The organism is Chlorobaculum sp. 24CR, assembly GCF_004118635.1.
In the GTDB taxonomy this organism is placed as follows: Bacteria; Bacteroidota; Chlorobiia; order Chlorobiales; family Chlorobiaceae; genus Chlorobaculum.
Genome location: NZ_SDGU01000044.1, coordinates 1 through 26,799, shown reverse-complemented (window position 1 = coordinate 26,799; position 26,799 = coordinate 1). Strand labels below are relative to the sequence as shown.

Below are 26,799 nucleotides of genomic sequence, written 5' to 3'. Positions count from 1 at the left end.
GCCATGCCACTACGACACAGTCACCGAAAACGGCCTATCCCCCGTCGCATAATCGACCTTTTCGGCAAAGGTGCCATTCCCGTTGTTCAGCAGCACCGACACAGTATCGCTACTACCGTTTGCCACCAGCATATCGGCATCGCCATCGCCATCCACGTCCGCACTCGTCACCGAATACGGGTTTATAGCCCGTTGCATAATCGACCTTTGGGGCAAAGGTGCCGTTCCCGTTGTTCAGCAGCACCGACACCGTATGGCTACCATAGTTTGCCACCAGCAGGTCGGCATCGCCATCGCCATCCACGTCCGCACTCGTCACCGAATACGGGTTATAGCCCGTTGCATAATCGACCTTCGCGGCAAAGGTGCCGTTCCCGTTGTTCAGCAGCACCGACACACTACCGCTATAGCCCCCGTTTGCCACCAGCATATCGGCATCGCCATCGCCATCCACGTCCGCACTCGTCACCGAACGCGGGTAATCACCCGTCGCATAATCGACCTTCACGGCAAAGGTGCCGTTCCCGTTGTTCAGCAGCACCGACACCGTGTTACTATTATAGTTTGCCACCAGCATATCGGCATCGCCATCGCCATCCACGTCCGCACTCGTTACCGAATACGGGTAAGAGCCCGTCGCATAATCGACCTTTGGGGCAAAAGAGAGTAGGGCCGGTATTGAAACCTCGGGGGCGTGGTTCTCTGATACAACATCAACAGACACCTCGACCGCAGTCGATGACTCGCCACCAACATCGTCAAGAGCAACCACGCTGAAAGCCTCCAACGTCCCATGCTCATCGAATCCCGGCGTCCAGTAAGCATGATGAGCAGCATCAATGGTCTCGTTGGCTCCTGCATCATAGACTGTCGCGTTTGCTGCGTCCGCACCAATACGCAGCGTTCCGCTTGTCACGCTTTTGACCACAAAGCCCTCCACCGTGCCGTCAGCATCGGATTCATCGCCTTTTGCCATCAGCTCTGCAAACGAAATCTCGACCTCCGTATTCTCAGCCGTCGTTTCCACCTCGCCGCTGAAGTACGTCAGGGTCGGAGCCTCGTTGCTGGTCTGAGCCAAAGCAACCGGATTCCCAGCCGCATCGTAGCGCTGGCCGTAAATACCGTTATAACCATAATAAAGGTCTTCCTGATTGAAAGAATCCCAAGTCGCAACAAAGCCGCCATCGGCAAGTCCAGTAACTACCGGTAGTGTCTGATCCCACTCTGTGTAGGTGTTTATATGGAATTCAGTGCCGACGCGATTGCCAGCAGCATCAAACCGCTGGCCATAGACACCATTGTAGGAACCATCCTGAAGATCAGATTGCCAGGTAATGACGAAGCCACCATCAGCCAACTCCGTGACCGATGGAGCTGTCTGATCACCTGAAGTGTAGGTATTGACCTGAAAAGCGTCACCGACAGCGTTCCCCGCTGCATCATACCGACGACCGTAAACTTCATAACCTTTGCCAAGTTCAGGCTCAATATCGTAGTTATAGCCTGCCCATGACACAACAAAGCCACCATCGCTCAGAGTAGCAACTGTTGGAAGAATCGACTGATAATCATAAAAAATGGTTAATGATCCGTCGAGTGGAGTAACAATGCCAATACCAGGTGGAAGAACCGTACCGGGTTTGAGAAGCATTGGAAGTTCGGAAGGATCGTAGGTCACATACATATCGACACGAAACTCGCCACCGGCTTTTTCCGATGAAGCGGTGTAACGCTGACCATAGATGCCCGAATAATTGGTGCCATCGATAACAGACTCCCACACTACCACAAAACCGCCATCAGACAAAGCCGTTATTGATGAATTTCGCTGAGCATTAAGCGTATTTGTTGGGACCAGAAACTCCGCGCCGACAGCATTTCCGGAAGCATCATACCGCTGACCGTAAATTCCCGCGCCCGACCCATCCTGAGCATCTGTTAAATAATAACCAGACGATTCCCAAGTCACGACAAATCCACCATCACGTAATTCAGTAATCGCCGGGTTGTATTGAGCCCCGTCTGTATAGGTATTTGCCACAAATACGCTACCAACCCTATCACCATCCGCATCAAAACGCTGTAAAATAATGCCATCATCCTGAGAACCATTTGAATACCAACCATACCATACTGCCACAAAACCACCATCATTCATTGAAGCAACAGTCGGAGAGTGTTCGCATCCAATAATGTTTGAGCTCACCTTGAATTCGCCCCCGACTGTTGCGCCTGAAGCATTATACCTTTGTCCATGAATACCATATCCGTCTTGGGAGCCACATCCGCCGGAGTAAACGGATTCCCAGAGAACAATAAATCCGCCATTCTCAAGAGCTGCTATCGAAGAATACTGCTGAAAATCCCAGATAAATGTATTGACGTGAAACTCCAGCCCAGCCCCATCTTCATTCCCAAGGAGCAACGGATACTCCGCACTCACCACGTCAGCGGATTCCACCGCCCCCACTTGCACCTCCAGCTCCCAGTCACCGCCCGCAGCCGCGCTGCCGGTCGGGTCGTTCGAGGCGGCGACGTCGAGGCCGGTCAGTTGGGAGAGGTGCTCGACGAACTGCTGCCCGGCGTCGCCCGCGCCGACGTTGCAACCGTAGAGCAACAGGTCGCCGCCTGCCTGAAAGGCGTAGCCGATCTGCACGAGGGCGTCGGCGTAACTGTCGAGCGTCGCGGCGTCGAGCACCGTGCTGCCGATGGTGATGCTGCCCGGCGAGCCGTGCGAAATGATGTGGATCGAGGAGTAGCCACTTTTGGCGGCAAGAGTGTCGGCAATCTGCCCGATGCCGTCGAGCGCATCGTTGAGCAGGTAATACTCCGTGTCGGCTGAAAAACTCGAAATGAGCGACTCTTTCTGCTCGACGCGGCTGTCGAGAAACACGATGCTGGCCATAATCGGAAAGGGGTTGGGGTTGAAAATCCTGACTATGAAAACTTCAACACGACTCAAGCCAAAAACCGCCAGCAAAGTGTCCGGAACCGCGTTTCGCGCTACCCAGGCAATCTTCGACAGCTAAAATGGCGGTGGAACATCAGAAAGCGCTTTTTCAAAAGGGTTTAAGCGCAGCTGAACAACAAGCTATATTAACAATTTGTTTCGCTATAAAAACGTCAAGAACACAGATTTCACAAAAGAAGAGCACTGAAAAGCACCGTCGGCGACTCGATGAAAAGGCAAAGAACGGGCAAACAAAAATATCCTCTCCCCCCGCCGTACAGCCGGGAGAAGAGGATAGAAAAAGCAATGGATTGCTGGCTCAGACCGCGACGGCCGACCAACTGCCATCGACGTCACCCTTGATAACGCCGACGAGATCGAGCTCGGAATCCTGGGCAATCGGGAAGTCGGTGAAGTAATCCTCCCAGTGTACCGAGGTACGGCTCATCGTCTCGCTGGCGACGCTTTCGGGCACGAACAGCCACTCCGCATCGGGAGCGTTATTGATGCCCACGGCCATCTTCAGAATCGAAAGAGCGTCGTTGATCCTGACCGCGCCGTCCTGGTTGACGTCAGCGGCGAGGTACTGGAAGGGCAGCACCTCGCTGCCATCGGCGTTCGGGTTGATGCCGACAGAGATTTTCAGCGCCGCGAGCGCGTCGGAAATCTGAACGGCATTACCGATCGAGTCGGCGGATTTGCTGAACTCCAGATCATAGTCGCCACTTTCCAGATCGCGCATTTCGTACAGGCCGTCGCCGTTCGACGCCGTCATCGCGAATCCTTCAAGCTCGTGGTCAACCGGCGCGTCATCGACGACTTCACTTATCATGCCCCTGACCAGAGCCAGGTCGAAATCGCCCTCTTCGTTTCCGGCCTCGACGGTCAGCGTGCCGAGCATCACGGGCTCTTCAGACAGAGTCGCCGACGGATCGAAGAAGACCATGCCGCTGACCATGAAATGGCCGGTCGAATCTTCGAGGTTCGAGAGGGTGAACCATCCGTCGGACAGCTCCTCCGAATCGCTCCAGCTCAGTTCAGCCCCCTCGCCGAAAGCCATCTCCAACTGGAATGACTCGACGTTGCCCCCGGTTGCGGTTTTCCATACCTCGAAGGTGCGCGCGCCACTCTCGTCAACGCTCATGTTCCTGAACTCGACCAGTCGCTCGCCGCCAGCTTCCGTGGCCTTGCCGACCACATCGTCCAGCGCTTCGCCCGTCTTCCAGAAGGTGATGCTGCCGCCAAGATCGGGGTCGGGATTCTCCACCGTCAGCTCGAAGCTCTGGCTGGCGCTTGCGCCGCTCTCGTCAGTTGCCGTCACCACGATCTCCAGCGTGCCGATCTCTTCGCTGTCCGGCGTGCCGCTGAAGGTCATCGCCACCGGATAAGGCGTTGTACCGCCCTGCGCCGGGTCGTAGCCGATGAGCGGATCGTAGGTGGCCGGGTCGTATTCATCGACGCCGTTCAGCCCGGCATAGGTGTTGTAAGAGGTGACATCCCAGGTGGTCGCGTAACCCGTCCAGCCATCCTCCATCTCGCCCCAGTCGTTCCAGGAGAGGCCAAAGTCTTCGCCATAGAGGTAGCTGCTCGCTGCGATTTCGTGCTCGATGTTCATGCCGTCGCCGATCATCAGAATGATGTGCTCGGCTCCGGCATTCTCGGCGGCGTTCAGCATCGCATCGTAAATCTGCGTGTTGTCGATGATGTCCGTATCGGCGTAGATTTGACCCGCAAGTTCGCCGAAGTACGTTGCTCCTGCGCCGCGCGCCGTGACCGTCACCAGCTCGTTGGTGTGACCGCCCGAGGCGTAAGTCACGTCCGTGCCGACCTCGCCGAGATCGCCCACGCCGAGCACGCTCTCGTTGCGCATGTAGCTGTTCGAGTGGTCGCTCGTCACGACGACCAGCGTGTTCGACCAGTCGATGCCGTTCACGCCGCTGGCCACGTAGTTCTCCACTTCCGTCACCGCGAGGTCGAGGTCATAGACGCCGCCGATCATCGCTTCGTAGTCGTTGGCGTGGTTGCTCCAGTCGATGTCGCCCTGCTCGAACATAATGAAGAAGCCGTCCTCGTCCTGGTTCAGCACCATCAGCGCGGCATCGACCATTTCGGCCATTGTCGGGTCTTCGTCAACCGTCGGGGTCGCGTCGCCCGTGCTGCGCGTGATCGTCACCGTGCCGGGCGTGTCCTCAACGTCATAGTATTCAAAGTTACCGCCCGACGTACCGAACAGACCGAACAGCCGCTCGCCTGCGGAGAGATCGACATTCGCCGCCGCTGTGGCCAGCGCGTCGCCGCCGTCAACGCCAGCCTCGCGCTCGACGAACTCGACGTTCTTGGTGTAGGCCGTTTCCGTGCCTTTGTGGAAGGCTTCGTACTCGTCGTTGAAACCGTTGTGGTCAAGGTCAGTGCTGTTGCCCGCCGCATCCTTGGTCGCTTTGGCGAAGTAGCTGTCCAGACCTGCACCGATCACCACTTCCGGCTTCGTTTCGGTCAGGATTTCGTGTGCGATGTCCCACTTGTCGTTGCGGTTCACGTCGTGGCTCACCACGCCCGCCGGGGTGGCGTGCGAGAACTCCACCGTGCTGGCCACGCCGATGGCGAAGCCGTAGTCGGCCCGCAGCGTTTCGGCGATGGTGGTCAGCTCGCCGCCCGCCGGATCGCCCGTCTCCCACGAGAGGTTGCCCGCGTCGGTCTTCTGGCCCGTCACCATCGCCGTGATCGCCGAGGCAGAGTCGGTCGCTTTCGCCGCCGAGCCGCCTTCGAGGAAGTACTCCTCCATCGTTTCGATGGAGTGGCTCGACGGATCGAAGGTCAGCCACTCTGGCAGCGCCGAACCGTCCGCCAGGGTCGCCGTGTAGGTGAGCGTGTCGCCATCGGCATCGGTGAAGGCGTTGGAAAGTGCACGGTAGTTGAGCTGCTCGCCCGCCAGCACGGTCGCATCCTCGATTTCGATGTTCGCCTCCGGCGCGTCGTTCTCCTGGAAGATGCTCACGGTGTTGGAGACTTCGTTGCTGACGATGAGCAGGTCGTGCCCGGTCGGGCTGTCGGCAGCCGAAACGACCAGCACGCCTTCCGGACTCACGTCGCCCGGATTTCTAAGATACTGCACGAAGCTCACCTCCGACGGATCGGTGACGTCATAGACCATCACGCCGCCGCCACCCCGTTCGAGCGTCACGAAGGCGAGCGTCTTGCCATCCACGACGCCGACGGTGATCCCCTCCGGCTCCGGCCCCTTGTTGTCGGAACGGCCATCATCGAAAAGCCCCGCCCCGTTGGCATCGGTGAACAGGCCGCTCTCGGCGACAAACTGCTCGATATGCGATCCGCTGTCGAACACGATGTTGCCCTCCGAGTCGAGAATGCTGAACGAACGAGCGCCGTAGGCGAGAAGCTGGTCGATATCGCCATCGCCGTCGGTATCGCCATTGTTGCCCGGCGCATTCGAGACGGTGAGGCGGCCAAGCTCGTCATTGGCCTGAAGCGCCGCCGCGTCAGAAAAAGCCGTTCCGTCCAGCACGAGGTCTTTGACGCGCGCGGTCTCCGGCGTGGCGAGAAAATCGTCGCGGTCGTCGCCCTCGTTGGCGATCACGAAGTAGCTCTCGCCGTCGGAGCCGGTGAACGACGCGATGGCGTCCGGCATGTACTGGCCGTAGAGCGGCTGGCCGGTTTCGAGGTCGATGCCATCCTTGTCGCTGCCGTCGAACGGCAGGCTGGAAAAGCTCTTCAGACCGAGCGGCACGATGTCGGTAAAGGTAGCCGTCGCGATGTCGAGTACGCCGATGGCGTTGTTCTCCTGAAGCGTCACGAACGCCGTCTTGCCGTCGGGCGAGATGCTGATATACTCCGGTTCGAGATCCTGGGCAACCGTCGTGGCTTCAAAGCCATCCTCACCGGCCAAGAGCCTCACGCCCGCCTCCTTGAGCGCGTCGAGCTGCGAGTTGAAGTCGCCGAAACCGGCGGTCGCGACGGTTGCGTGCTCCACTCCGGCGCTGAGGTCGATAATGCTCACCGAGCCTTCGGGATCGTTGGCCACGCTCGCCATTTCGCCCTCGTTGGCCACCAGCACCTTCGTGCCGTCATGCGTGAAGGTCAGCATGTCGGGATTCGCGCCGACCTCAACGCTGCCGAGAATCATCGAAGCGTCGCCGACCGTGCCGTCGGCATCGAGGAAATACACCGTGCCCGGCAGGGTCTTGTCGGCATTGGCGACCGCAACGGCCACGATGCCGTGGCTGACCGAGACGCTGTTGACCACGTTGCTGCCGAGATCGATCGTGCCGAGCCTGGTCATCTGCAACTCGCCGTCGAGGCCGACCACCTGCAAGCCATCCTCCGGCGAGGTTACGAACAAGCGAGCGCTGTCGGCATCGAACGCCGAAATCTCCGCGCCGTGATCCATCGCAATGGTCGAGGCGAACTCAAAAGATTCACTCTCCGAAGCGGTCAGCGAAAGCTGGTTGCCGACCCCGGCATCCTCGAAAGAGGCGACGTCGTCACCGGCGACGCTCTGGAGGGTATCCGGCGCGGCGGTGTAGGAAACCGTGACCGGCAGCGAGCTGTCGAGCGGCGCGGCAAGGGTCAGAATCACCTGGTTGTTGACCACCTGAAACTCGGTGATCGTCTGTTCGTCGTCATCGCTGAAGACGGTAAACTGGGTAATCGCCGGAAGGCTCGACGCATCGAGCTTGTGCGAAAAAAAGAGGGTCACGACATTGCCGAGACCATCGACGCTGGCGTTAAGCAGCGAATTGGTATTGACTGGCATGGCTTCTCCGGAAGGTTGATAATGTTGAACTGGATGAGCAGACATGCGCACCGATCCTCATGCCTGACACCGTTTTTCTGATGCGACCGAAATTTACCCAGCCGCTGTTACCGGCTCATGGAGGGAGCGTTACAGGAAAGTGAACTATAGTTACAAGTGCGTGACGGCTGCACGGGTTTGTTCAGCCGCAAGTGGTTGCGGAGTAGGGGGAGACAAAAAAAGAAGGCGACAGATTTTCAGCAGAAATGACCGGCTTCGTGAGAATCAATTGGATGGATGAGAGGACAAGGAGCTTATGATTGCAGAAGTGATGAACTCGACATCATCAATCAACTTGGCCAGTATTCTGGCCGACACCCACTTCCACAACTTTCTCAAGAAAAATACCAAAACGACAAGATCATATATTTCAATAACTTAATCAAAAATAAGCCATCGCATAACATCCTTTCATTCGACAAACCGCTATATGTATTGCTCACTTTGAGCTAATAAAATAAAAGCGGCGAAAAGAGGTGAGGCTCTTTTCGCCGCTCGGTTCCCATTAACCACTAGCAGAGAAACCATGACGAACATCATTTTGCTTCTTGCAACGCTGGTCGCGTTGATTGTGGTCATTAGGCTTCAAATCTAATGACCTGCACTTCTAAAAGCAAATGTTGCCATGCCGAGGCCGTCACAAGCCTCGGCGCTTTTGTTTTTTCCCCTAACCGGTTGTGAGTCTGGTGGCAGACCGGTATTTTGAGGTTTTTCCCTTGAACCACCAGCACGATGGACATCGCTTCGATACTTACGAAATACAAACATGTCGCCATCGTCGGCATATCGGACAAGCGTGACCGGCCCAGCCATGCGGTGGCGCGGTATCTGATTCATGCGGGCTTTACCATCTATCCGGTCAATCCGTCGATCAGCTCCGTGCTGGGCCACGAGTGCTGGCCTTCGCTTTCGGCGATCCCGGCTGAAAAACGCTCGCTGATCGAAATCGTCGATATTTTCCGCAAGCCGCGGGAGGTACCCGAAATCGTTGACGAGGCCATCGCCATCGGCGCAAAGGTAGTGTGGATGCAGCTCGGCATCACCAACGAAGCCGCCGCCGAAAAGGCGCGCAAAGCCGGACTCGACGTCGTGCAGAACCGCTGCATCAGCGTCGAACACCTGCATCTCGACTCCTGACCTTTACCGTTCACCCTCAGCTTTACCGCTATGCCCAAACAAACCGTCGCCCTCTTTTTTGGAGGTAAGTCCGCCGAACACGAGATTTCGATCATCTCCGCGCGATCCATCGCGGCGCAAATCGACCGTAACCGGTATGAACTTTCGCCGCTCTACATCGACCGCGACGGCAAGTGGCATGGCCTCGCGTGCTCGCAAACGGTGCTCGACACCGACATCGCCGCGCTCCTGCGAAGCGGCTCGCCGGAGGCCGCCGGGCAGCGGATCGATGAACTGACGGCGGCGGCAGCCGGAGAGCGCTTTGACTTCGGCGATTTCCTCGAAAAAACCGACGTGGCCTTCATCGCGCTGCACGGTTCACATGGCGAGGACGGCAAGATTCAGGGGTGCCTCGACACCTTCGGCATTCCCTACACCGGCTGCGGCCTGACCGCTTCGGCGCTGGCGATGGACAAGGCGCTGACCAAGCTCTGCGCCGTGGACGCGGGGGTGGCGGTGGCGGAGTCCATGACGGTATTGAGCCGGGACTATGCCAAGAGGCCGCTCGAAACCGTCGTGGAGGTCACCAGGCGCTTTGCGTGGCCGCTTTTCGTCAAGCCGGCCAGCCTTGGCTCGTCGGTCGGCATCTCGAAGGTGCGCAGCGTCGAGGAGCTTTCGGTGGCGCTCGAAACGGCCTGCGAGCTCGACGGCAAGGTGCTCGTGGAAGCCTCCATTTCGGGCCGCGAAATCGAGGTAGCCGTGCTCGGCAACGGCGACGCGCTCGTCTCCGCACCCGGCGAAATCATCCCCGGCAGCGATTTCTACAGCTACGAGGACAAGTACATCAAAAACGAAGCGAAGCTCGTCATCCCCGCCGACCTGCCGGAGGGAGTGGCCAACGAAGTTCGCAACGCCGCGCTGACCATCTTCAAGGCGCTCGGATGCGCCGGAATGTCGAGGGTCGATTTCTTTGTCGAGAACGGCACGAACCGCGTTATCCTGAACGAAATCAACACAATACCCGGCTTCACCGACATCAGCATGTACCCGATGATGATGGCCGCTTCGGGCATCAGTTTCCCGGAACTGATCGAAAAACTGCTGCTTTTGGCTTTGGAAAAGCGACCGATAACGCCTAAAATCTGAGCGTACGGGAGCGGCCTCGCTCCCTTTCTCGAACCGCCTTGATCGCAGACCCGGAATGACCAGTGACCCGCACCTCATATTCGCCGATGTTTCTCTCGACATCAAGTGCGGCGCGTTCCAGTCGGCCCTCGACAAGCTGAACGGAATGGAGCGCTGGCTGCCGGAATCCTACATCTTTCACCTGCTCTCGGCGCGGGCGGCGCGAGGACTGAAGCGCTACGAGGCAGCGGTCGAGCACCTCGGCCACTGCTGCCGCATCGCGCCGTCGAACCAGGTGGCGTGGCGGGAGCTGATTGAGGTCAAGACGCTGGAGGCGCAGGCTCCGGAGCCAGAGCACAAACCGGTCATCGACGCACTCGCCGCCGAGTTCGAGCAGCTCTCGATTGCGCTCGCCGGCTTCTCGCCGCCGCGAGCCACCGAGTGCGCCGACCCGACGCCGCTTGCCGAACAGAAGCAACCCTTCCCCGACGACGCATCAATCTCCGTGCCAACCGAGTCGCTGGCCAACCTCTTCATCGATCAGGGAGCTTACAAAAAGGCGATCCGGGTCTATACCTCCCTCATCCAGCTCAATCCGTCCAAAGCGGATCACTACCGCGAGCGCATTGACCACGTGCTCGAAAAGCTGTGACGACGGATCGAGATTGCCGGATAAAAGGATAATCTGTAGGGGCAGCCCTCGCGGCTGCCCTTTTGGGATTACCTGAGACTATCGCACATAAGAGGGCAACCGCAAGGGTTGCCCCTACAATGTTTCCTGATTCCGATTCCGATTCCGGGAAAATGAAATCAATCAACAGCGAGATCAAAAATTCATCTCCATCAGGCATTCCCCGTTTCTATTTCGGTGAACTATCTGTATTGCCAACTCGTTGCGTATATTCCACAGCAACATACCGCAATCGACACGACGAACCGGCATACCACCGATGATGAACAAAAGCGTTTTCACCCTCCTCATCCTTCTCTTCCTGCCGGTGCCGACCCTCCACGCACAGAGCCGCCCGGCGAGAACCCTCTCGTTGCCGGAGTGCATCTCGATCGCGCTCGACAACGCTTATCCGGTCAAAAAAGCTGAAGATGCGCGGCATCTCAGCGGCGTCGATCTTCTGAGAAGTTACGGTAACTTTTTGCCCAAACTCACCTCGACCGCCAGCTACACGCCCCGCTCGGTCAGCCGTTCGTACACAACCTACGCGCTCTCCTCCGGCAGCAGCTCAACCGACGCTTTCAGAACCCGAACCGAATCCTCGACCGTCGATGCGAGCGTGACGGCGACGCTCAATCTCTTCAACGGCCTGAGCGACTACGCCGCCCTGCAAGCGGCGCTCGACCGGAAAAAGGCCGCCGGATTCACGTTGCAGCGTGCAAAAGAGACTATCGCCTACGACGTGACGCAACACTACTACCAGGTGCTGCTCGATCGGGAGCTGCTTGACATCGCGAGGGAAAACCTCAAATCGGCGAAGGATCTGCTGACGCTCACCGACCGGCAGTTCAGCATCGGACTCAAGTCGATCACCGACCTCTACCAGCAGCAGGCGGAGGTGAGCAACGGCAACCTCGGCGTCATCAACGCCGAAAACCAGCTCCGCCGCAGCAGTCTCGAACTTGTCCGCCGCCTGCGCATCGATCCGGCAACGGAGATCGCGCTCGAACCGGTGGACACGGCGGCCATCGCAAAGCTCTCGCCAGAGCTGGACATCGCGGCGCTCTCGGCGGCGAGCCTCCAGCGGCGGGCCGACCTCAGAGCGCAGCGCCTCGAAAGCGACGCGGCGCGGCAGGACGTGCGGCGCGGCGCCGGCTCGCGGCTACCGAGGCTCGACCTCGGCTTCAGCGTGAGCAGCGGCGCTATCGACTCCTACCAGACAACCATGCTGGGCCAGACCATCGACTACATCTATCCGCCGGTTGGGACGCAGCTCAAAAACGGCATCGACCACGCCATCTCGCTCAACCTTTCGTGGACGATCTTCGACGGATTCGCGACGCGCTACAATGTCGAAACAGCAAAGGTGGCCCGCCGGAACAAGCAGCTCGATTACGAAGAGCTGAAGGAGGGCATCGAGATCGACCTGAAGCAGGTGACGGGCGATTACCAGGCGGCCTTCACGCGGATCGCGGCAGCACGACAGAGCCTGAAGGCCTCCGAATCGGCGGCTCAGGGCATCACGCGCAAGTACAATCTCGGCGCATCGAACTTCGTTGAACTCAGCTCGGCGCGAGCGGCGCTCTTCAACGCCCGCTCGACGCTGACGCAGGCGTTCTACAACCTCGCGCTGCAAAAGGCGCTGCTCGACTACACCTCCGGCGTCGGCGACATCGACGAGAACGGCAACGCATCATCTCACTGATTTATGGCAAAAAAACAACGTTCCGGGAAGCTTCGTACCATTCTGATTATCGCTGCCGCGCTCGTCGCCATCGGAGGCGCACTGCTCTTCTGGCTGAAAACCCGCGAAAAAGCAATCGAGGTGACGACCGAAAAGGTGTTCCGCAAGGAGGTGGTGCACACCGTCACGGCGACCGGCAAAATCCAGCCCGAAACCGAGGTGGCCATGTCGCCCGACGTCTCCGGCGAAATCATCGAGCTGCCGGTCGTGGAGGGTCAGGAGGTAAAAGCCGGTCAACTGCTCTTCCGCATTCAGCCCGATATTTACGTCAACCAGGTCAAGCAGAGCCGGGCGCAGCTCAATCTGGCAAAGGCGCAGAGCATGGAAACCAGAGCGCGAATGCTCAAGGCAAACGACGACTTCCGCAAAGCCTCCATATTATATAAGGACAAGCTGATCTCGCAGACCGACTGGCTTACGTCGAAAACCAACGCCGAGGCGAGCCGCGCCGCTTACGAGGCGTCACGCTTCTCCATCCAGCAGAACCAGAGTATGCTCGACCAGAACGACGAGCGGCTCGGCAAAACGGTGGTACGCTCGCCCATCGATGGCGCAATCGTGTCGCTGAAGAGCAAGTCCGGCGAGCGCGTGGTCGGCACGGGGCAGTTCCCCGGCACCGAGGTGCTGCGCATCGCCAACCTCGACAGCATGCAGCTCGAAGTGGAGGTGAACGAAAACGACATCGTCAACGTGCGCGTCGGCAATCCGGTGACGGTCGCGGTCGATGCCTTCGGCGAGCGCAAGTTCCGGGGCGAGGTGCGCGAAATCGCCAACTCGGCCACCACGCAGGCCGCCAACACCCAGGAGGAGGTGACCAACTTCGCCGTCAAGATCAGGATTCTCAACCACCAGCGCCTGCTCAAGCCCGGCATGAGCGGCACGGCGGAGATCGAAACGATCCGTGTGTCCAACGCGCTCGTCGTGCCGATCCAGAGCGTCACGATGCGCGACGCCTCCGGCAAAGGCCCCGCGACTCCGGCGGGGTCGGCGAATAACAGCAAGGCGGTGCAGACCTCCTCCGCCGCCCGCGCCCCAAGGGAGCGCGAAGGGGTGTTCGTCGTCGAAGGCAAGCGGGCGCGATTCAGGAAGGTCGAGACCGGCACGACCGACAACACCCACATCGTCGTGCTCTCCGGCCTGAAAGCTGGCGAGTCTGTGGTGTCGGGCAGCTACGGCGCCATCAGCCGCGAGCTGCACGACGGCAGCGCCGTGAAGTTGCAGGAGAGGCCGTGAGCGAGCGTGCCTACATCATCCGCATCAGCGGGTTGTGCCGACACTACACGATGGGCGACCAGTTGGTCAAGGCGCTCGACAAGATCGACCTCGATTTCCGCCAGAACGACTACGCGGCCATCATGGGGCCGTCCGGCAGCGGCAAGTCAACGCTGATGAACATCCTCGGCTGCCTCGACACGCCAACCGCCGGGCGCTACGAGCTGAACGGCCAGAACGTGGCCGACATGGATGACGACGAGCTGGCCCGCGTGCGTAACCGCGAAATCGGCTTCGTGTTCCAGACCTTCAACCTCCTGCCACGCCTCGACTGCCTGCGCAACGTCGAGCTGCCGCTGATCTACGCGGGCGTCTCGCCGGAGGAGCGGCTCGAACGGGCACGGCAAGCGCTGGAAGATGTCGGCCTCGGCGACCGCATCGACCACAAGCCGGGCGAGCTGTCGGGCGGCCAGATCCAGCGCGTGGCCATCGCGCGGGCGCTGATTAACAAACCGTCGATCATCCTGGCCGACGAACCCACCGGCAACCTCGACACGGCCACCAGCCACGACATCATGGATATTTTCGGGCGACTCTCCGACGCGGGCAACACCATCATCCTCATCACCCACGAAGAGGAGATCGCCCGCTTCACCCGCCGAATCATCCGCCTCCGCGACGGCAGGATCGAAAGCGACTCCGCGCCATGAACTCATCGCTTCAGCAGTTCCGGTACGAGACGGGCGAGAGCCTGAACATTGCCGTCTATCAGATCAAGGCCAACAAGATTCGCTCGTTTTTGACAGCGCTTGGCGTCATCATCGGCATCGTGGCGATCACCATGATGGGCACGGCCATCAACGGCATCGACCTCGGTTTCGAGAAAAGCCTCTCCATGATCGGCTACGACGTGGTCTATGTGCAGAAAGGCTCCTGGAGCACGATGGGCCAGTGGTGGCGCTACCGCAACCGCCCCGACATCGAGACCCGCTACGCCACGGAGATCAACCGGATCATCGAGGGCAACCCCGGCTCCGAGCTGATCGTGGCCGTGCCGCAAATGTCCACCATCCAGGCCTCGGCCCGCTACCGCGACCGCGAGATTCTGCAAATCTTCGCGATGGGCACCAGCCATGACTACCCGCTCACGGCCTCCGGCGACCTGTCGGCGGGGCGCTTCTTCACGGCGCAGGAGTCGGCGGCGGGCGACCTTGTCTGCGTCATCGGCGACGACATCGCCACGGGACTTTTTCCGGACGGACGGGTGGTTGGCAAGTCGATCCGGCTGCGCAACAACAACGTGCGCGTCGTGGGCGTCTTCAAAAAGCAGGGCAAGTTCCTCGGCCTGTTCAGCTTCGACAACCAGCTCATCATGCCGCTCGGCGCGTTCACGAAAGTCTATGGCAAAACTCCGATGGTGACGATCAGGGTCAAGATCAGGGATGAAAAGCGCGTTCCGGAAGCCAAGGAGGAGCTGACCGGGCTGATGCGCCGCATCCGGCGACTGCCGCCCGGCAAGACCGATGACTTTGGCATCAACGAGCAGCAGGCGTTCAAGAGCCAGCTCGACCCGATCAAGAACGGCATCGCCGTGGCGGGCATCTTCATTACCGGCATGTCGCTGTTCGTCGGCGCGATCGGCATCATGAACATCACCTTCGTCTCCGTCAAGGAGCGCACCCGCGAGATCGGCCTGCGCAAGGCGCTCGGCGCGCGACGCCGCACGATTCTGTTACAGTTCCTCATCGAATCGGTGATGATCTGCCTGGTTGGCGGCCTGATCGGCCTCGTGACGGCGCTGTCGATCACGCTGGCGATCCAGAACCTGCTGCCCGACTTTCCGGTCAACTTCTCGCCGATGCTGGTGCTGGCGAGCCTCTTGATTTCGGTGGCCACCGGCATCGTGTCGGGCCTCGCTCCGGCGATCACGGCCTCGAAGCTCGACCCGGCCGATTCACTCAGATACGAATAACCATGATGCTCTCGCTCCGCGAAACCCTGGTGCAGGCCGCCACCTCGCTGGCGGTCAACAAGCTGCGCTCGGCCCTGACGACGCTCGGCGTGGCAGTGGGCGTCTTCTCGATCATCGCGGTGATGACCGCGCTCGACGCGGTTGACCGCTCGATTGCGACGGGCCTGTCGAGCCTCGGCGCGAACACCTTCCAGATCCAGAAATACCCCGCCACGGTTTTCGGCGGCGGGCACAGCAGAAACCTCTACGCAAATCGCAAGGACATCACCTGGCAGGAGGCGCAACGCTTCCGGAAATACATGGAAGAGAGCGCCCGCAACATCGGCTTTTTCGTTTCGCTTCAGGGCGTCCAGGCATCGTACGCCACCGAGGCCAGTAACCCCGATATTACGCTGACGGGGGGAGACGAGAACTTCGCCCCGGCAAACGGCCTCGATATTATCGAAGGGCGGAATCTCAATGAAAACGACATTCGCAACGCATCGGCCAATATCGTACTCGGAAGTGATGTGGCGGCCTATCTGTTCAGACAGGGACAAAACCCGATTGGCAAGACGATCCGGATCAACGGCAAGGCGGGGCGCGTCGTGGGCGTGTTCAGCACCAAAGGAGCGGCATTCGGCCAGAGTCAGGACAACTTCGTGCTCATTCCGATCACGCGCTACCTCGAAGAGGTGAACGAAACGTCGAGCATTTCAATCACCGTCGAGGCGGCCTCGCAGAAAACCTACCGGCAAACCATCGACCGTGCTGTCGGTGCGATGCGGCTGGCGCGTGGGCTGACGGTCAAAATGCCGAACGACTTCGAGATCAGAACCAACGAGTCGCTGGTGGAGTCGTTCCGCGACATCCAGCAGATCGTCGGCACCGGCGCGTTCATCATCAGCTTCATGGCGCTGCTCACCGCTGGCGTGGGGATCATGAACATCATGCTGGTGAGCGTCACGGAGCGGACGCGCGAGATCGGCATCCGCATGTCGGTCGGAGCGCCGCGCCGCTCGATTTTGCAGCAGTTCCTGCTTGAAGCGCTCTTGCTCTCGATCGGCGGCGGCGTGGTCGGCATCGTGGCCGGAGCGGCGGCGGGCAACCTGGTGGCGGTCAAGTTCAATCTGCCGGTAATGTTTCCGTGGCTCTGGGTCGCGGTATCACTGACGGTGTGCTCGGCCATCGGCGTCTCGTTCGGCCTCTTCCCCGCCTGGAAAGCCTCCAGCCTCGATCCGGTCACGGCGTTGCGGGCGGCGCGGTGAGAAGCTGAAGCCGTTCATCAGGCGACCGGCCAAGACGAGCAAACGCTACGCCATTGCCTGCTGAACATTGGCCATCTTCTGCATTTCGCTTTTGCCTGACCATTCGCGCCCCATCTGCCGGTCGGCGGCTTTCCATGAGGGAATCACGCACTGCTCGACCCACTGCCACCGGTCAGTCGGGTTGGCGACGCTTTTCGCTCCGGCGAACGTTTCAACATAGCCCTGAAACGAGCTGAAAGAGGCGCGATACCGGGAATCGGGAATCGGCGATCCCGAAAAATCGAGTTCACTGCCGAACGATGCCAGAACTCGACCGCCGGGACTGAGCCTGTCGAACACCGGCTGAAGCACATCGACCTGTTCATGGCGCAAGAGAAAGATGTTGCCCTCCCAGATGAGCCGCTCCGCCTCCCGATCGTTTTGGTTCCGGCGCAAAAGCTCCCGCCCGCGATCGATCATGCCAAAGCCTTCAACGAGCAGGTCGTCTTCGCGCTCGGCGGCGCAGGCTTCAAGCTCGGCCATGCCGCCGCCGACGTAGGCGGCGTGCGCCCAGGCAATGTCACGGTAAATATTGTTGTTGCCGGTCCGTATCTCTTCAAAATCGGCGAGCATGAGTCGGTCCGCGCCAAAGCGGTGCAGCGCCAGCAGCGGGTTGTCGTCGCCGCTCTGTCGCTCCGGAGCCATCATCAGCTCGGCAGCCAGAATTGCCAGACCGACCTGCCGGGAGGCGAATGCGGCCATTCCGGCCCATTTGAGAATTCCGGGATTTTCGAGGTACCAGCCTGCATAGCGGGCCGTAATCATCCGGTTTCTGTCGGAGTACCGCTCTTCGGGCGGCAAAACCGACTCGGCTGTCCGCCGCCACTCTTCTCGGGTTTGCAACATACTGCTCTGTTATCATAGAAAATACTTCACCACTTTTTTCCTGTATTGACAACTCCGCAAACCGGCAAATAATTGTACGCCTCAAGCAACACGTATCTAAAGTGTCACAGCACAGGGGAAGCGCAGTATTTTTTATACATTGAACTGAGAGCTGCCGCTGACTCGCGAAAAGTCGTTTCCGGGCTTGTCGCGGCTAAACTCAACAGAATAACATGCGTTTTTTCATTGAACACAAAACCATGACTACGATGAGTACCATTCAGAAATTTGCAAAACCGGCGGCCTTTGTCATGCTCTTCTCTACGGCAACGATGATCTCCGGATGCGAATCATCCTCGAACGCCGGACGCGGAGCGGGCATCGGCGCGGCTGCTGGCGGAGTAATCGGCGGCATCATCGGCAGCAACAACGGCAGTTGGGTGCAGGGCGCCTTGATCGGCGCGGCCATCGGCGGCGCGACCGGCGCGGTGATTGGCGACTACATGGACAAGCAGGCCGACGAGATTCGACAGGAGGTCAGAGATGCCCGCGTGGAGCGTGTCGGCGAAGGCATCCGCGTGGTCTTCGATACCGGCCTGCTCTTCCCGACCGACTCCTACACCCTCAACGGCAACAGCCGGTACAACATCGAGAAGCTGTCGAGAATCCTGAACCGGTATGCCGATACCGACGTGGTTATCGAGGGACACACCGACAATACCGGCTACGAAGCCTCAAACCAAACTCTCTCAGAGCGCCGCGCCGAATCGGTGGCCACGCTGCTGAGAACCTATGGCGTCTCTGACCGCCGCCTCACCGCGATCGGCTACGGCGAAACCCGTCCGGTCGCCACCAACGAAACCGAGGCTGGCCGTCGGCTGAACCGCCGCGTCGAGGTGCTGATTTACGCCAACGACGACCTCAAGCGAGAGGCCGAAACCGGAGAGTTGAGACTCTGAGTTTCCAAGCATTCGGCCTTCATTTACCAAAACGAAAAAATGCTTATCTTCTGCCCGTCCAGCTCGATTACCAGAATCTGATTGAAGCCGGACGGGCAATTTTTTTCAGATATTGCCTGCGCTTTGTCTGGACGACAATGCACTCGGAAGTCTCGATCACAAGCACGCCAAACACCATGCACTACCAGAACGCCGAAGATGTTCTTGCGGAATGGATATCCGGAATCTGCGCCGGAGAGATCGACAACGTCGCTCGCCTCTATCATGAACAAGCGATACTCATTCCGACCTTTTCTCCTCATACCGTCAGCACTCCCCAAGGCATCCGTCACTACTTCGAGCAGCTTGCCACCAGAGACAATCTGCAAGCCCGACTGTACGAAAAATCGCTCAGGAAGCAGTGTCTGGGAGGAACGGCCTGGATACTCAGTGGCACCTACGCCTTCGAGTTCGAGGTTGACCAGCTCCTGCTGACCTTCCCCTCCCGGTTCACCTTCGCCGTCAATCTGGAGCATGAGCGGCCGATCGTCCACCACCACTCCTCGCAGGTGCCGAGAAACCTGTCGTGATAAAAATAGATATTAAGTAATAAAAAAGCACTTGGTATTTTTGCCAAAAAAGTACGAATCCTTTTTTGGCAAAGGCTTTCCGGTATTTTTGTTATAAATTATGTGTATACAAAAGGCAGGGGCATTTGTGAACGGCCCCCCAACAAAAAGAATGAACGACTCACTGGACATTAGAATTGGGAGTCGTCTTTTTTGTCCGGGATATATGTCATGACGCTCACGCTTTCTAAAAAAACAACACTATTTCATGGAGCTAACCGTGTCACCTGTTGAAAACCAGAAAGCGGCAGGCGAAATCACGTCCAGCCTGAATGACAAAACAAACACGGCTAAAACAAGTGAATCTTTTCACGATACCGCCAGTATCCATAATGTCGAAGAGTACATCAATATGGACTTCATAAAAAAAATAGTTCGTAACAATGGGCCCGACACCGCTGATCATCATGAGCTCAAAGCAGAGATCGAACGAATAGGAAAACTGCTTGAGAATAAGGCCGCCTCGCACGAGCACAAGAAATTGCTTGATATTATTTCACCGGTACTTGCCGTCCACACCATGCAGGGGCATGCCTATCAAAAGCCTCACGGTTATGCCGGAGACTTTGAAATCATCGACAAGATTTACACTTCATTCAAATCGGATGATGAAAAATACCGCAGGTGGGATGAATTCTTTCACGCTCAGGAAGCGCCATGCGCTGTCAGAAACAGAAAAACCTTTTTCCTGAATGTTCTCAATTACTTCACTCAGGACAAAGGATCGATTCGGGTATTGAATGTCGGCAGCGGTCCAGGCAGAGATATGCTTGAATATTTCGAAAATAATCAGCAATCGACAATCCATATCGACTGTATCGAGAACGACAAGAAAGCCGTTGAGTATGCCTCAAGGCTGTGCAAACCACACCTTGGCCAAATCTCTTTCATCAACGCAAATGTGTTCAAATTCAGAGCAACACAAAAATACGATGTAATCTGGTCAGCCGGGCTGTTCGATTACCTGAACGACAAGCGATTCATCTTTCTGCTCAAGAAGCTCTACTCATTCCTCAAGGAAGACGGCTTTCTCTATGTCGGCAACTTCTCCGATCAGAACCCTACGAGAAAGTACATGGAGCTTTTCGGAAACTGGCACCTGTTTCACCGAAACGAGCAGCAACTGCGGGATATGGCCTTGCAAGCCGGAATCAGCCGCGCAAACACGAAAATCTCAAGTGAACCCCTGGGAATAAACCTTTTTCTTGAAATATTCAAGTCGGATTTGGTATTATGACTATAACCTGAGCTAAGTTAAGTCCGAAAAGCCCTTTATGACAAGGATCGTCAAATATTTTGAAAAAGCTTTTGTCCAGGGCACAAAACCCTCTCGCTTCAACCTCATTTATGCATCAGTTATTGGTGCTCTGGGTCATTTTTCACTCTTCTTTGTATACAATTACTTTTTCCATATACAATGGGAAAGCTTACCGGCACGGTTAATTGGCGTAATTCTTTGCATTGGAACGCTTTACAGGCTTTTTAAACCGGATTTTCTCGGAAGATATTTTGTCTGGTACTGGCATGTCATGCTCATCTATGTTCTGCCTTTCATCATTACACTGTTCTGCCTGAAAAACGATTTTGCCGAGCCTTGGCTGTATTGGGAACTCTTCATGGTCTTTGTGCTGATCTCGTTCGTACCGCACTGGCTGATTTTTTTCCTGGATCTGGTCATCGGAGTCTCTCTGGCCATACTGGTTTATTTGCTTACCACTCCGGCAGCAACACTCATGCCTCCGGCATCGGTCAACATCCCGCTCTACAGTATCGTCTTGGTTTTTTCTATCTTCGCCGGGTACCTTTTTAACCAAAGCAACCTGTTAGGTCTTCGTTACGAAGAACAGCAAAAGGCAGCTGAAAAAACCATGGTGCTCGAAGCCCTTGCCGGCAGCATCGCGCATGAGATGCGCAATCCCCTGTCGCAGATTCGGCACAATCTCGATGAAATCCTGCTCGAACTGCCTCACTGCCGCACCGAAAGCGATTGTTCAACGCCATCCATCAAAAATCTCGAAACCATAAGCAATCGGGCCAACCAGGCACAAATAGCCGTCAATCGAGGCCTCCACGTCATCACCATGACGCTGGGAAATTTCAGGAACACCGATGTTTCCGGCGAAGAGTTGAGCTGTCTTTCCGCCATGACCATGGCTCGTAAAGCCCTCGAAGAGTATGGCTACGCTTCCGAAGAGGAGCAGCAGATGATCCATCTCATGCCGGGCGAAGATTTCCTGTTCCTTGGCGAGGAGAACAACTTTATCCTGGTGCTCTACAATCTGCTGGTCAATGCTTTGCAGATTCTTCACGCCGAGCCTGACGGACGCATTGATATTACCCTCCAGCGCGGGGAATTATTCAACAGAATTCTCATCCGTGATAATGGCCCCGGAATCTCTTCAGAAAACATTTCCAAAATCTTCGATCCCTTTTTCACTTCCGGCAAAAAAGGCGGTACCGGACTTGGCCTGGCTTTCTGCCGACGAGTCATGCACTCTTTCAAAGGCCAGATTACCTGCGAATCCGAAGAGGGTCGATTCACCGAGTTCACTCTTGAATTTCCGGTGCTCGACCACGCGACAATTGACCGGTACGAATCGAGCCTTTACGCAGAATACACACCCGTTCTCTCCGGCAAAAAAGCGCTTCTGGCCGGAATTCCAGAAACGTATGCCCCCCTTCTCCGCCGCCAGTTGACTCCGCTGAATCTCAACCTGGATGAGGCCGCTGATGGCAGCCTGGCTTTTGAGATGATCGAGGCGAGCCGCTACAACCTTGTGCTCGCCGACATGAGCCTGCCCCCATCCGGAGCGGAAAAACTGGCGATGAGCATCAAGAGCAACGTCGGGGATATTCCGGTTATCGCGTGCAGCTCCTCGAGAAAACCGCCGATCAATGCCATTGAGGGTATCGATGCCGTGATTGCGATGCCGCCCGCTTTGCCCGAGCTGCTTGGCGCCATGAAGACTTCGCTTGAAATGGTTCGGGAAGCGCTCAAGGAGTCGATTGCGGGCAAAACTGTTCTGGTGGCCGATGATATCGACTCGAACCGCAGGGTCATCAAGCTGATGCTCAACAAGCTGGATGTCACGTTCCTGGAGGCGTCCAACGGCCTTGAAGTCCTTGAAATCCTGAAATCACAGCCTTGCGACCTGCTGATTATCGATATGAGAATGCCGGTGCTCGACGGGTTCGAGACGGCAAAGCGCATCCGCTCGACCCCCTCTTCTTATCGCGACATGCCGATACTCGGCCTGAGCGGTAATCTGGACAATGAGACATTGAAAATGGTCAAGGAAAGCGGCATCGATGACAGCCTCATCAAACCGCTTAAACTCAAGCCTTTCCTGCAAAAGGTCTCGGCCATGCTCAAGCTCTCCCAGCCGTAACGACTCCATATCTCCACCCACGTCCTGCCCCAAAAAACCGCAAGCTTTGGAGAGTCGGCGACTTCTCTATATTTTATACATAAGGCGTGCCTTAAAACGTCTTTTTTGCGGCTCCCGTCCGACCGGATGGCGCAAAAAAGAAAAGACTCCTCGCGGCATAGTTACAACTTGATTGACGGCGCAGCCCGATCCTGGCAAGTACCAGACTATTTCTATGTCGCCACCGATAGACGGAAGCGAATTTTTCTATATTCTTGCGTCGATTTTTGAGCATTTTCAGCCAGCCTCTTCGTCCTGAAACGAGAGCTGGATGGCCTGGGAGCCGTAACGTTTAACTGCAAGACGCTGGCAACTGACGCCACGAAACAACGTGAGATACCAGTGAGCGGACGGCAAAAAAATCATAAGCAACGTAACTGGAGCGAAAAGCTGAAGATCATATCCAAAATCAGAACATACCTTCAAGATAGTATGGAGGTGCCTCGATCAAGTATTTATGCCGTGGCATTTCTCGGCGCTCCGGCCCATTTTTTCTTTTATTTCATATATAAATACGGCTTTCACCTTCCCTATGAAAGTCTGGCATTGCGCATGATCGCAACGATGCTTTGCCTGAGCGTCCTGATAAAATTCCGCCTTTCGGAGAATCTCAATCGCTTTTTTCCGATTTACTGGCGTATTGTCATCATCTTCGCCGCACCCTTTATTTTTACGGTTAATCTGATAATGAACAATTTCCATGAGCTTTGGCTCTACTCGGAAATTTTCATAGTGTTCGTGGTGATGATCTTCGAGCAAAACTGGCTGATGTTTCTTCTGGATATTGTTATCGGCGTTGCCGGTGCTATACTCTTTTATCTTTTCTCCCCCGATCGTATCGTCCTCCACCCTGATTTCAACATTCCCCTCTATTCGATTGTCGTCGGCTTTTCCATCGTGGCTGGCTATGCTTTCAGCTACAGCAAATGGGTCGGGCTGAAGGAGTTTGAACGCAAAAAATCCGAAGAAAAAGGCAAAGCGCTTGAAGCCCTTGCCGGCGGAATAGCGCATGAAATGCGTAACCCGCTGACCCAGATACGTCATACTCTCGATGAAATTCTCCTTGTGTTACCCCAGGATGAATCTGATAACACAACAATAGTTATTTCTTCAAAAAATATCGCGATGCTCAACAACAGGATCGCGAAGGCGCAGATGGCGGTCAACAGAGGGTTGCATGTCATCGAAATGACCCTCGGAAATTTCAGGAAAGATGAGACCTCCGACAAGGATATGATCTGCATTTCCGCCGCCACCGCCACCCGAAAAGCTCTGGAAGAGTATGGTTACGCTTCCGAAGAGGAACGGCGCATGATCCATCTCCATCCCGCAGAAGATTTCATCTTCCGCGTCGAGGAGAACAGCTACATGCTGGTGATGTACAATCTGATAGTCAATGCCTTGCAGATTCTTCAATCGACGCACGGCGGCCGGATCGATATCACGCTTCTGCGCGGTGAGAAAATGAACAGGATTCTCATCAGAGACAATGGCCCTGGAATCCCCCCGAAAATCCTTTCGCAAATCTTCGATCCATTCTTCACTTCGGGCAAAAAAGGGGGCACCGGGCTTGGTCTCGTTTTCTGCCAACGGGTGATGCACTCTTTCAAAGGCCGGATTACCTGCGAATCCGAACCGGGCGCATACACGGAGTTCACGCTCGAATTTCCGGTGCTCGACCAGGCGACCGTCAATCACTACGAATCCAGCCTCTACGCAGCATACGCCCCCGCCCTCTCCGGCAAAAAAGCGCTTCTGGCCGGAATTCCTGAAGCGTATGCCCAACTGCTCCGCCGTCAGCTCACTCCGTTGCATATCGCACTGGACGAGGCCGCTGACGGCGACCTGGCTCTTGAGCTGATCGATGCGAACCGCTACGACTTCGTGCTCGCCGACATGAGCCTGCCGCCGTCTGGCGCGGAAAAACTGGCCAAAAGCCTTAAAAACAGAGGCCGCAATATTCCCATAGTCGCATACAGTACGTCGGTGAATGCGTCAACCGATACCACGAGGAGCAGCGTAAGCGCCCTGATCCCGATGCCTCCGGCGCTGCCTGAGCTGCTGGAAGCCATAAAAAACTCGCTTGAAATGGTTCGCGAAACACTCAAGAACTCGCTCGCGGGCAAGAGCGTACTGGTGGCCGACGATCTCGATTTCAACCGCAGAGTCATCAAGCTGATGCTCGACAAGCTGGGTATCACGATCTGCGAGGCCTCCAACGGTCTGGAAGCCATCGAACTGTTGAAGTCACGACATTTCGACCTGCTGATTATGGATATGAGAATGCCGGTGCTCGATGGTTTCGAGACCGCCAAACGCATCCGTTCGACCCCCTCTGCCTGGCGCGACATGCCGATACTCGGCATGAGCGGCGACCTCGACAACACAACGCTGAAGCTGGCCATCGAGAGCGGCATCAACGACAGCCTCATCAAGCCGCTCAAGCTCAAGTCCTTTTTGCAGAAGGTCTCGGCCATGCTCAAAATCAGCCAGCCGATCAACTGACGAACAATGCTCCGGCAAAGAGCTTATTATTTTCAGCAACCAAAAGTCGCAATCGCCGCCGCCGGAAAAGATTGAGCTAAAACCTCGATTTATTATACGTTACCGCCATACATCGCCCCGAAATCTTTCGGGACGATGCAATTATTTGAGCGTTATAATCGCTGAAGTAATAACCATGCTTTTTTGCTGCCGCCACACCGAATCGATACCTTGATTGCCGTAGCTCTGGCTTTGTCGCTCAGAAACCTCAATACTGAATCTTTCCCTCCATGTATCGGAATATTTCGGATTACGGTCTGATCGGCGACATGCGAACCGCCGCCCTGGTCTGTTCGGACGGCTCGATCGATTACTGCTCGCTGCCCCATTTCGACTCGCCCACCGTGTTTGCGGCCCTGCTCGATGAGCGCAACGGCGGCTTTTTCAGCCTCAAACCCGCCGGAGCTTTTGCGTCGAAACGGGAGTACCTGCCCGACACCTGCACTCTTTGCACTTCGTTCACGACCGAAAATGGCAAAGCGGTGCTCTATGACTTCATGCCGGTCGAAGACAGCCCGCTCCGCCAGCGTCCGCAGGGCATTCACCGCTGCATCAGCGTCGAGCGGGGCCGCATGGAGTTCACCCTGACCCTCGCCCCGCGCCCCGGCTACGGACTCGACGAATGCGTGATCGCCGAAAAAGATGGGGGCTTCACCATCACCCCCGCCGATCCGCCGCTGACGCTCCGGCACACCCTGCGCGACTTCAGCGCCGAAGGCGTCGGCGCCGATACGCTGACGCTCTCCTTCTCCCTGCAATCGGGCCAGAGCGCGCACTTCGACCTCGTCTGCGGGCAGTTCGACCCTGAAACAACGCTCGCCTGCCCGTTCACATCGACCCGGAGCTGTTGGAAGGAGTGGGTGCGCGCCTGCATCGGAGAGCACTGCTTCTGGCTCGGCCGGTTCACCCCGCTCGTGCACCGCTCGCTCCTGACCCTCAAGCTGCTCACCTTTCAGCCGACCGGAGCCATCGTCGCCGCCGCCACCACCTCGCTACCCGAAAGCATCGGTGGAGAGCGTAACCGGGACTACCGCTTCACCTGGCTCCGTGACGCCTCGTTCACCCTCAAGGCATTTTTCGCGCTCGGCCACACCAGCGAAGCGGAGCGCTTCATCGGCTGGCTGCACGACACCTACCGGAACAATGGCAGCCGGGATTTAAAGATTATGTATTCGATCCACGGCGAGCGGGCGCTTCGGGAAAAATACCTCGACCATCTCGACGGCTACCGGCATTCGCGCCCGGTCAGGGTCGGCAACGCAGCCGGCAGCCAGCAACAGTGGGACATCTACGGCGAAATCATGGACGCCGCACTCCGGCTTTCCGGGTATGCGGGCAAAATCGACGCCACGCTCTGGCCCTTTTTCAGGGACATCTGCGAAATGGCTGTCGAGAACTGGAAGAGGCCCGACGACGGCATCTGGGAGGTGCGCAACGGCCCGTACCATTTCGTCTAATAAAGGATCCTCGAAGCAGAGCTTCGAGGTATTTAGAAGAGTTGGAGCTGCTGTGAATGCAACTTTTTATACTCAATTTCTCGACCTTGACTC

General features: G+C 57.1%; 20 protein-coding genes. 14 read left to right on the top strand and 6 right to left on the bottom strand.

All coding sequences use genetic code 11. The annotated features are described in order from the left end of the window. Positions 1-9 precede the first annotated feature (9 nt). The 4 genes from EST62_RS14000 to EST62_RS13500 form a co-directional block, all read right to left on the bottom strand. Positions 10-198, bottom strand: coding sequence for an FG-GAP-like repeat-containing protein (locus tag EST62_RS14000; protein ID WP_129051781.1), 189 nt, complete (start codon positions 196-198; stop codon positions 10-12). Then, the gene (locus tag EST62_RS09090; RefSeq protein ID WP_129051780.1) at positions 113-2,905 is read right to left on the bottom strand and encodes a DUF4347 domain-containing protein; all 2,793 of its coding nucleotides are present in this window, start codon (positions 2,903-2,905) and stop codon (positions 113-115) included. Before EST62_RS09090 ends, EST62_RS14000 begins: the two co-directional genes overlap by 86 nt. Positions 2,906-3,269: 364 nt before the next feature. Further along, on the bottom strand, positions 3,270-7,721 hold the full coding sequence (locus tag EST62_RS09085; RefSeq protein ID WP_167599270.1) for a choice-of-anchor I family protein: 4,452 nt from the start codon (positions 7,719-7,721) through the stop codon (positions 3,270-3,272). A gap of 617 nt (positions 7,722-8,338) precedes the next feature. Then, on the bottom strand, positions 8,339-8,500 hold the full coding sequence (locus tag EST62_RS13500; protein ID WP_167599269.1) for a hypothetical protein: 162 nt from the start codon (positions 8,498-8,500) through the stop codon (positions 8,339-8,341). Here EST62_RS13500 and EST62_RS09080 point away from each other — a divergent pair. From EST62_RS09080 to EST62_RS09045, 8 genes are all read left to right on the top strand, one after another. Continuing rightward, positions 8,493-8,897, top strand: a complete 405-nt coding sequence (locus EST62_RS09080; protein ID WP_129051778.1) for a CoA-binding protein — start codon at positions 8,493-8,495, stop codon at positions 8,895-8,897. The genes EST62_RS13500 and EST62_RS09080 overlap by 8 nt on opposite strands. A 30-nt stretch (positions 8,898-8,927) precedes the next feature. After that, positions 8,928-10,022 (top strand): D-alanine--D-alanine ligase family protein, encoded by a 1,095-nt coding sequence (locus tag EST62_RS09075; RefSeq protein WP_129051777.1) that lies wholly within the window; start codon positions 8,928-8,930, stop codon positions 10,020-10,022. Positions 10,023-10,077: 55 nt separating this feature from the next. Continuing rightward, on the top strand, positions 10,078-10,653 hold the full coding sequence (locus EST62_RS09070; protein ID WP_129051776.1) for a hypothetical protein: 576 nt from the start codon (positions 10,078-10,080) through the stop codon (positions 10,651-10,653). A gap of 298 nt (positions 10,654-10,951) precedes the next feature. Beyond that, entirely contained in the window at positions 10,952-12,376 is a 1,425-nt protein-coding gene (locus EST62_RS09065; protein WP_129051775.1) for a TolC family protein, read from the top strand. A gap of 3 nt (positions 12,377-12,379) precedes the next feature. Then, positions 12,380-13,648, top strand: coding sequence for an efflux RND transporter periplasmic adaptor subunit (locus EST62_RS09060; RefSeq protein ID WP_129051774.1), 1,269 nt, complete (start codon positions 12,380-12,382; stop codon positions 13,646-13,648). Between the two features lie 50 nt (positions 13,649-13,698). Further along, the gene (locus EST62_RS09055; RefSeq protein ID WP_305764043.1) at positions 13,699-14,337 is read left to right on the top strand and encodes an ABC transporter ATP-binding protein; all 639 of its coding nucleotides are present in this window, start codon (positions 13,699-13,701) and stop codon (positions 14,335-14,337) included. Continuing rightward, the gene (locus EST62_RS09050; protein ID WP_129051772.1) at positions 14,334-15,599 is read left to right on the top strand and encodes an ABC transporter permease; all 1,266 of its coding nucleotides are present in this window, start codon (positions 14,334-14,336) and stop codon (positions 15,597-15,599) included. The genes EST62_RS09055 and EST62_RS09050 overlap by 4 nt, the downstream gene beginning before the upstream one ends. Before the next feature lie 2 nt (positions 15,600-15,601). Next, complete coding sequence (locus EST62_RS09045; RefSeq protein ID WP_129051771.1) at positions 15,602-16,846, top strand: ABC transporter permease; 1,245 nt, start codon at positions 15,602-15,604, stop codon at positions 16,844-16,846. A gap of 45 nt (positions 16,847-16,891) precedes the next feature. Here the strand turns inward: EST62_RS09045 and EST62_RS09040 are convergent, their stop codons facing one another. Beyond that, entirely contained in the window at positions 16,892-17,731 is an 840-nt protein-coding gene (locus EST62_RS09040) for a DUF2515 family protein (protein WP_129051770.1), read from the bottom strand. A 248-nt stretch (positions 17,732-17,979) separates the two neighbouring features. On the opposite strand from EST62_RS09040, the gene EST62_RS09035 reads away from it, so the two are divergent. From EST62_RS09035 to EST62_RS09020, 4 genes are all read left to right on the top strand, one after another. Then, positions 17,980-18,669: an OmpA family protein gene (locus EST62_RS09035; protein ID WP_167599268.1), complete on the top strand. Its 690-nt coding sequence runs from the start codon at positions 17,980-17,982 to the stop codon at positions 18,667-18,669. A 176-nt stretch (positions 18,670-18,845) separates the two neighbouring features. After that, positions 18,846-19,238 carry a nuclear transport factor 2 family protein gene (locus EST62_RS09030; RefSeq protein ID WP_167599267.1) on the top strand — a complete coding sequence of 131 codons (393 nt, stop codon included), beginning with the start codon at positions 18,846-18,848 and terminating at the stop codon, positions 19,236-19,238. Positions 19,239-19,485: 247 nt separating this feature from the next. Further along, positions 19,486-20,514, top strand: a complete 1,029-nt coding sequence (locus tag EST62_RS09025) for a class I SAM-dependent methyltransferase (RefSeq protein WP_129051767.1) — start codon at positions 19,486-19,488, stop codon at positions 20,512-20,514. A gap of 37 nt (positions 20,515-20,551) precedes the next feature. Then, on the top strand, positions 20,552-22,666 hold the full coding sequence (locus EST62_RS09020) for a response regulator (protein WP_245153573.1): 2,115 nt from the start codon (positions 20,552-20,554) through the stop codon (positions 22,664-22,666). A 486-nt stretch (positions 22,667-23,152) separates the two neighbouring features. Here EST62_RS09020 and EST62_RS13785 read toward each other — a convergent pair whose 3' ends face one another. Further along, positions 23,153-23,716 carry a hypothetical protein gene (locus tag EST62_RS13785; protein ID WP_245153571.1) on the bottom strand — a complete coding sequence of 188 codons (564 nt, stop codon included), beginning with the start codon at positions 23,714-23,716 and terminating at the stop codon, positions 23,153-23,155. Positions 23,717-23,830: 114 nt separating this feature from the next. On the opposite strand from EST62_RS13785, the gene EST62_RS09015 reads away from it, so the two are divergent. Together EST62_RS09015 and EST62_RS09010 are read left to right on the top strand one after the other, a co-directional pair. Continuing rightward, a complete protein-coding gene (locus EST62_RS09015) occupies positions 23,831-25,210 on the top strand; it encodes a response regulator (RefSeq protein WP_245153570.1) in 1,380 nt (459 codons plus the stop codon). A gap of 269 nt (positions 25,211-25,479) precedes the next feature. Further along, positions 25,480-26,706 carry a glycoside hydrolase family 15 protein gene (locus EST62_RS09010; RefSeq protein WP_129051765.1) on the top strand — a complete coding sequence of 409 codons (1,227 nt, stop codon included), beginning with the start codon at positions 25,480-25,482 and terminating at the stop codon, positions 26,704-26,706. Positions 26,707-26,799: the final 93 nt, after the last annotated feature.

Bases quoted from the DNA above. Each gene is read 5' to 3' on its own strand.
- EST62_RS14000 (WP_129051781.1), bottom strand. From the start codon at position 198: ATGCAACGGGCTATAAACCCGTATTCGGTGACGAGTGCGGACGTGGAT.
- EST62_RS09090 (WP_129051780.1), bottom strand. From the start codon at position 2,905: ATGGCCAGCATCGTGTTTCTCGACAGCCGCGTCGAGCAGAAAGAGTCG.
- EST62_RS09085 (WP_167599270.1), bottom strand. From the start codon at position 7,721: ATGCCAGTCAATACCAATTCGCTGCTTAACGCCAGCGTCGATGGTCTC.
- EST62_RS09080 (WP_129051778.1), top strand. From the start codon at position 8,493: ATGGACATCGCTTCGATACTTACGAAATACAAACATGTCGCCATCGTC.
- EST62_RS13500 (WP_167599269.1), bottom strand. From the start codon at position 8,500: ATGTCCATCGTGCTGGTGGTTCAAGGGAAAAACCTCAAAATACCGGTC.
- EST62_RS09075 (WP_129051777.1), top strand. From the start codon at position 8,928: ATGCCCAAACAAACCGTCGCCCTCTTTTTTGGAGGTAAGTCCGCCGAA.
- EST62_RS09070 (WP_129051776.1), top strand. From the start codon at position 10,078: ATGACCAGTGACCCGCACCTCATATTCGCCGATGTTTCTCTCGACATC.
- EST62_RS09065 (WP_129051775.1), top strand. From the start codon at position 10,952: ATGATGAACAAAAGCGTTTTCACCCTCCTCATCCTTCTCTTCCTGCCG.
- EST62_RS09060 (WP_129051774.1), top strand. From the start codon at position 12,380: ATGGCAAAAAAACAACGTTCCGGGAAGCTTCGTACCATTCTGATTATC.
- EST62_RS09055 (WP_305764043.1), top strand. From the start codon at position 13,699: ATGGGCGACCAGTTGGTCAAGGCGCTCGACAAGATCGACCTCGATTTC.
- EST62_RS09050 (WP_129051772.1), top strand. From the start codon at position 14,334: ATGAACTCATCGCTTCAGCAGTTCCGGTACGAGACGGGCGAGAGCCTG.
- EST62_RS09045 (WP_129051771.1), top strand. From the start codon at position 15,602: ATGATGCTCTCGCTCCGCGAAACCCTGGTGCAGGCCGCCACCTCGCTG.
- EST62_RS09040 (WP_129051770.1), bottom strand. From the start codon at position 17,731: ATGTTGCAAACCCGAGAAGAGTGGCGGCGGACAGCCGAGTCGGTTTTG.
- EST62_RS09035 (WP_167599268.1), top strand. From the start codon at position 17,980: ATGAGTACCATTCAGAAATTTGCAAAACCGGCGGCCTTTGTCATGCTC.
- EST62_RS09030 (WP_167599267.1), top strand. From the start codon at position 18,846: ATGCACTACCAGAACGCCGAAGATGTTCTTGCGGAATGGATATCCGGA.
- EST62_RS09025 (WP_129051767.1), top strand. From the start codon at position 19,486: ATGGAGCTAACCGTGTCACCTGTTGAAAACCAGAAAGCGGCAGGCGAA.
- EST62_RS09020 (WP_245153573.1), top strand. From the start codon at position 20,552: ATGACAAGGATCGTCAAATATTTTGAAAAAGCTTTTGTCCAGGGCACA.
- EST62_RS13785 (WP_245153571.1), bottom strand. From the start codon at position 23,716: ATGCGCTATTCCGCCGGCAAGGGCTTCAAGCGCTTTGCCTTTTTCTTC.
- EST62_RS09015 (WP_245153570.1), top strand. From the start codon at position 23,831: ATGCTCAACAACAGGATCGCGAAGGCGCAGATGGCGGTCAACAGAGGG.
- EST62_RS09010 (WP_129051765.1), top strand. From the start codon at position 25,480: ATGTATCGGAATATTTCGGATTACGGTCTGATCGGCGACATGCGAACC.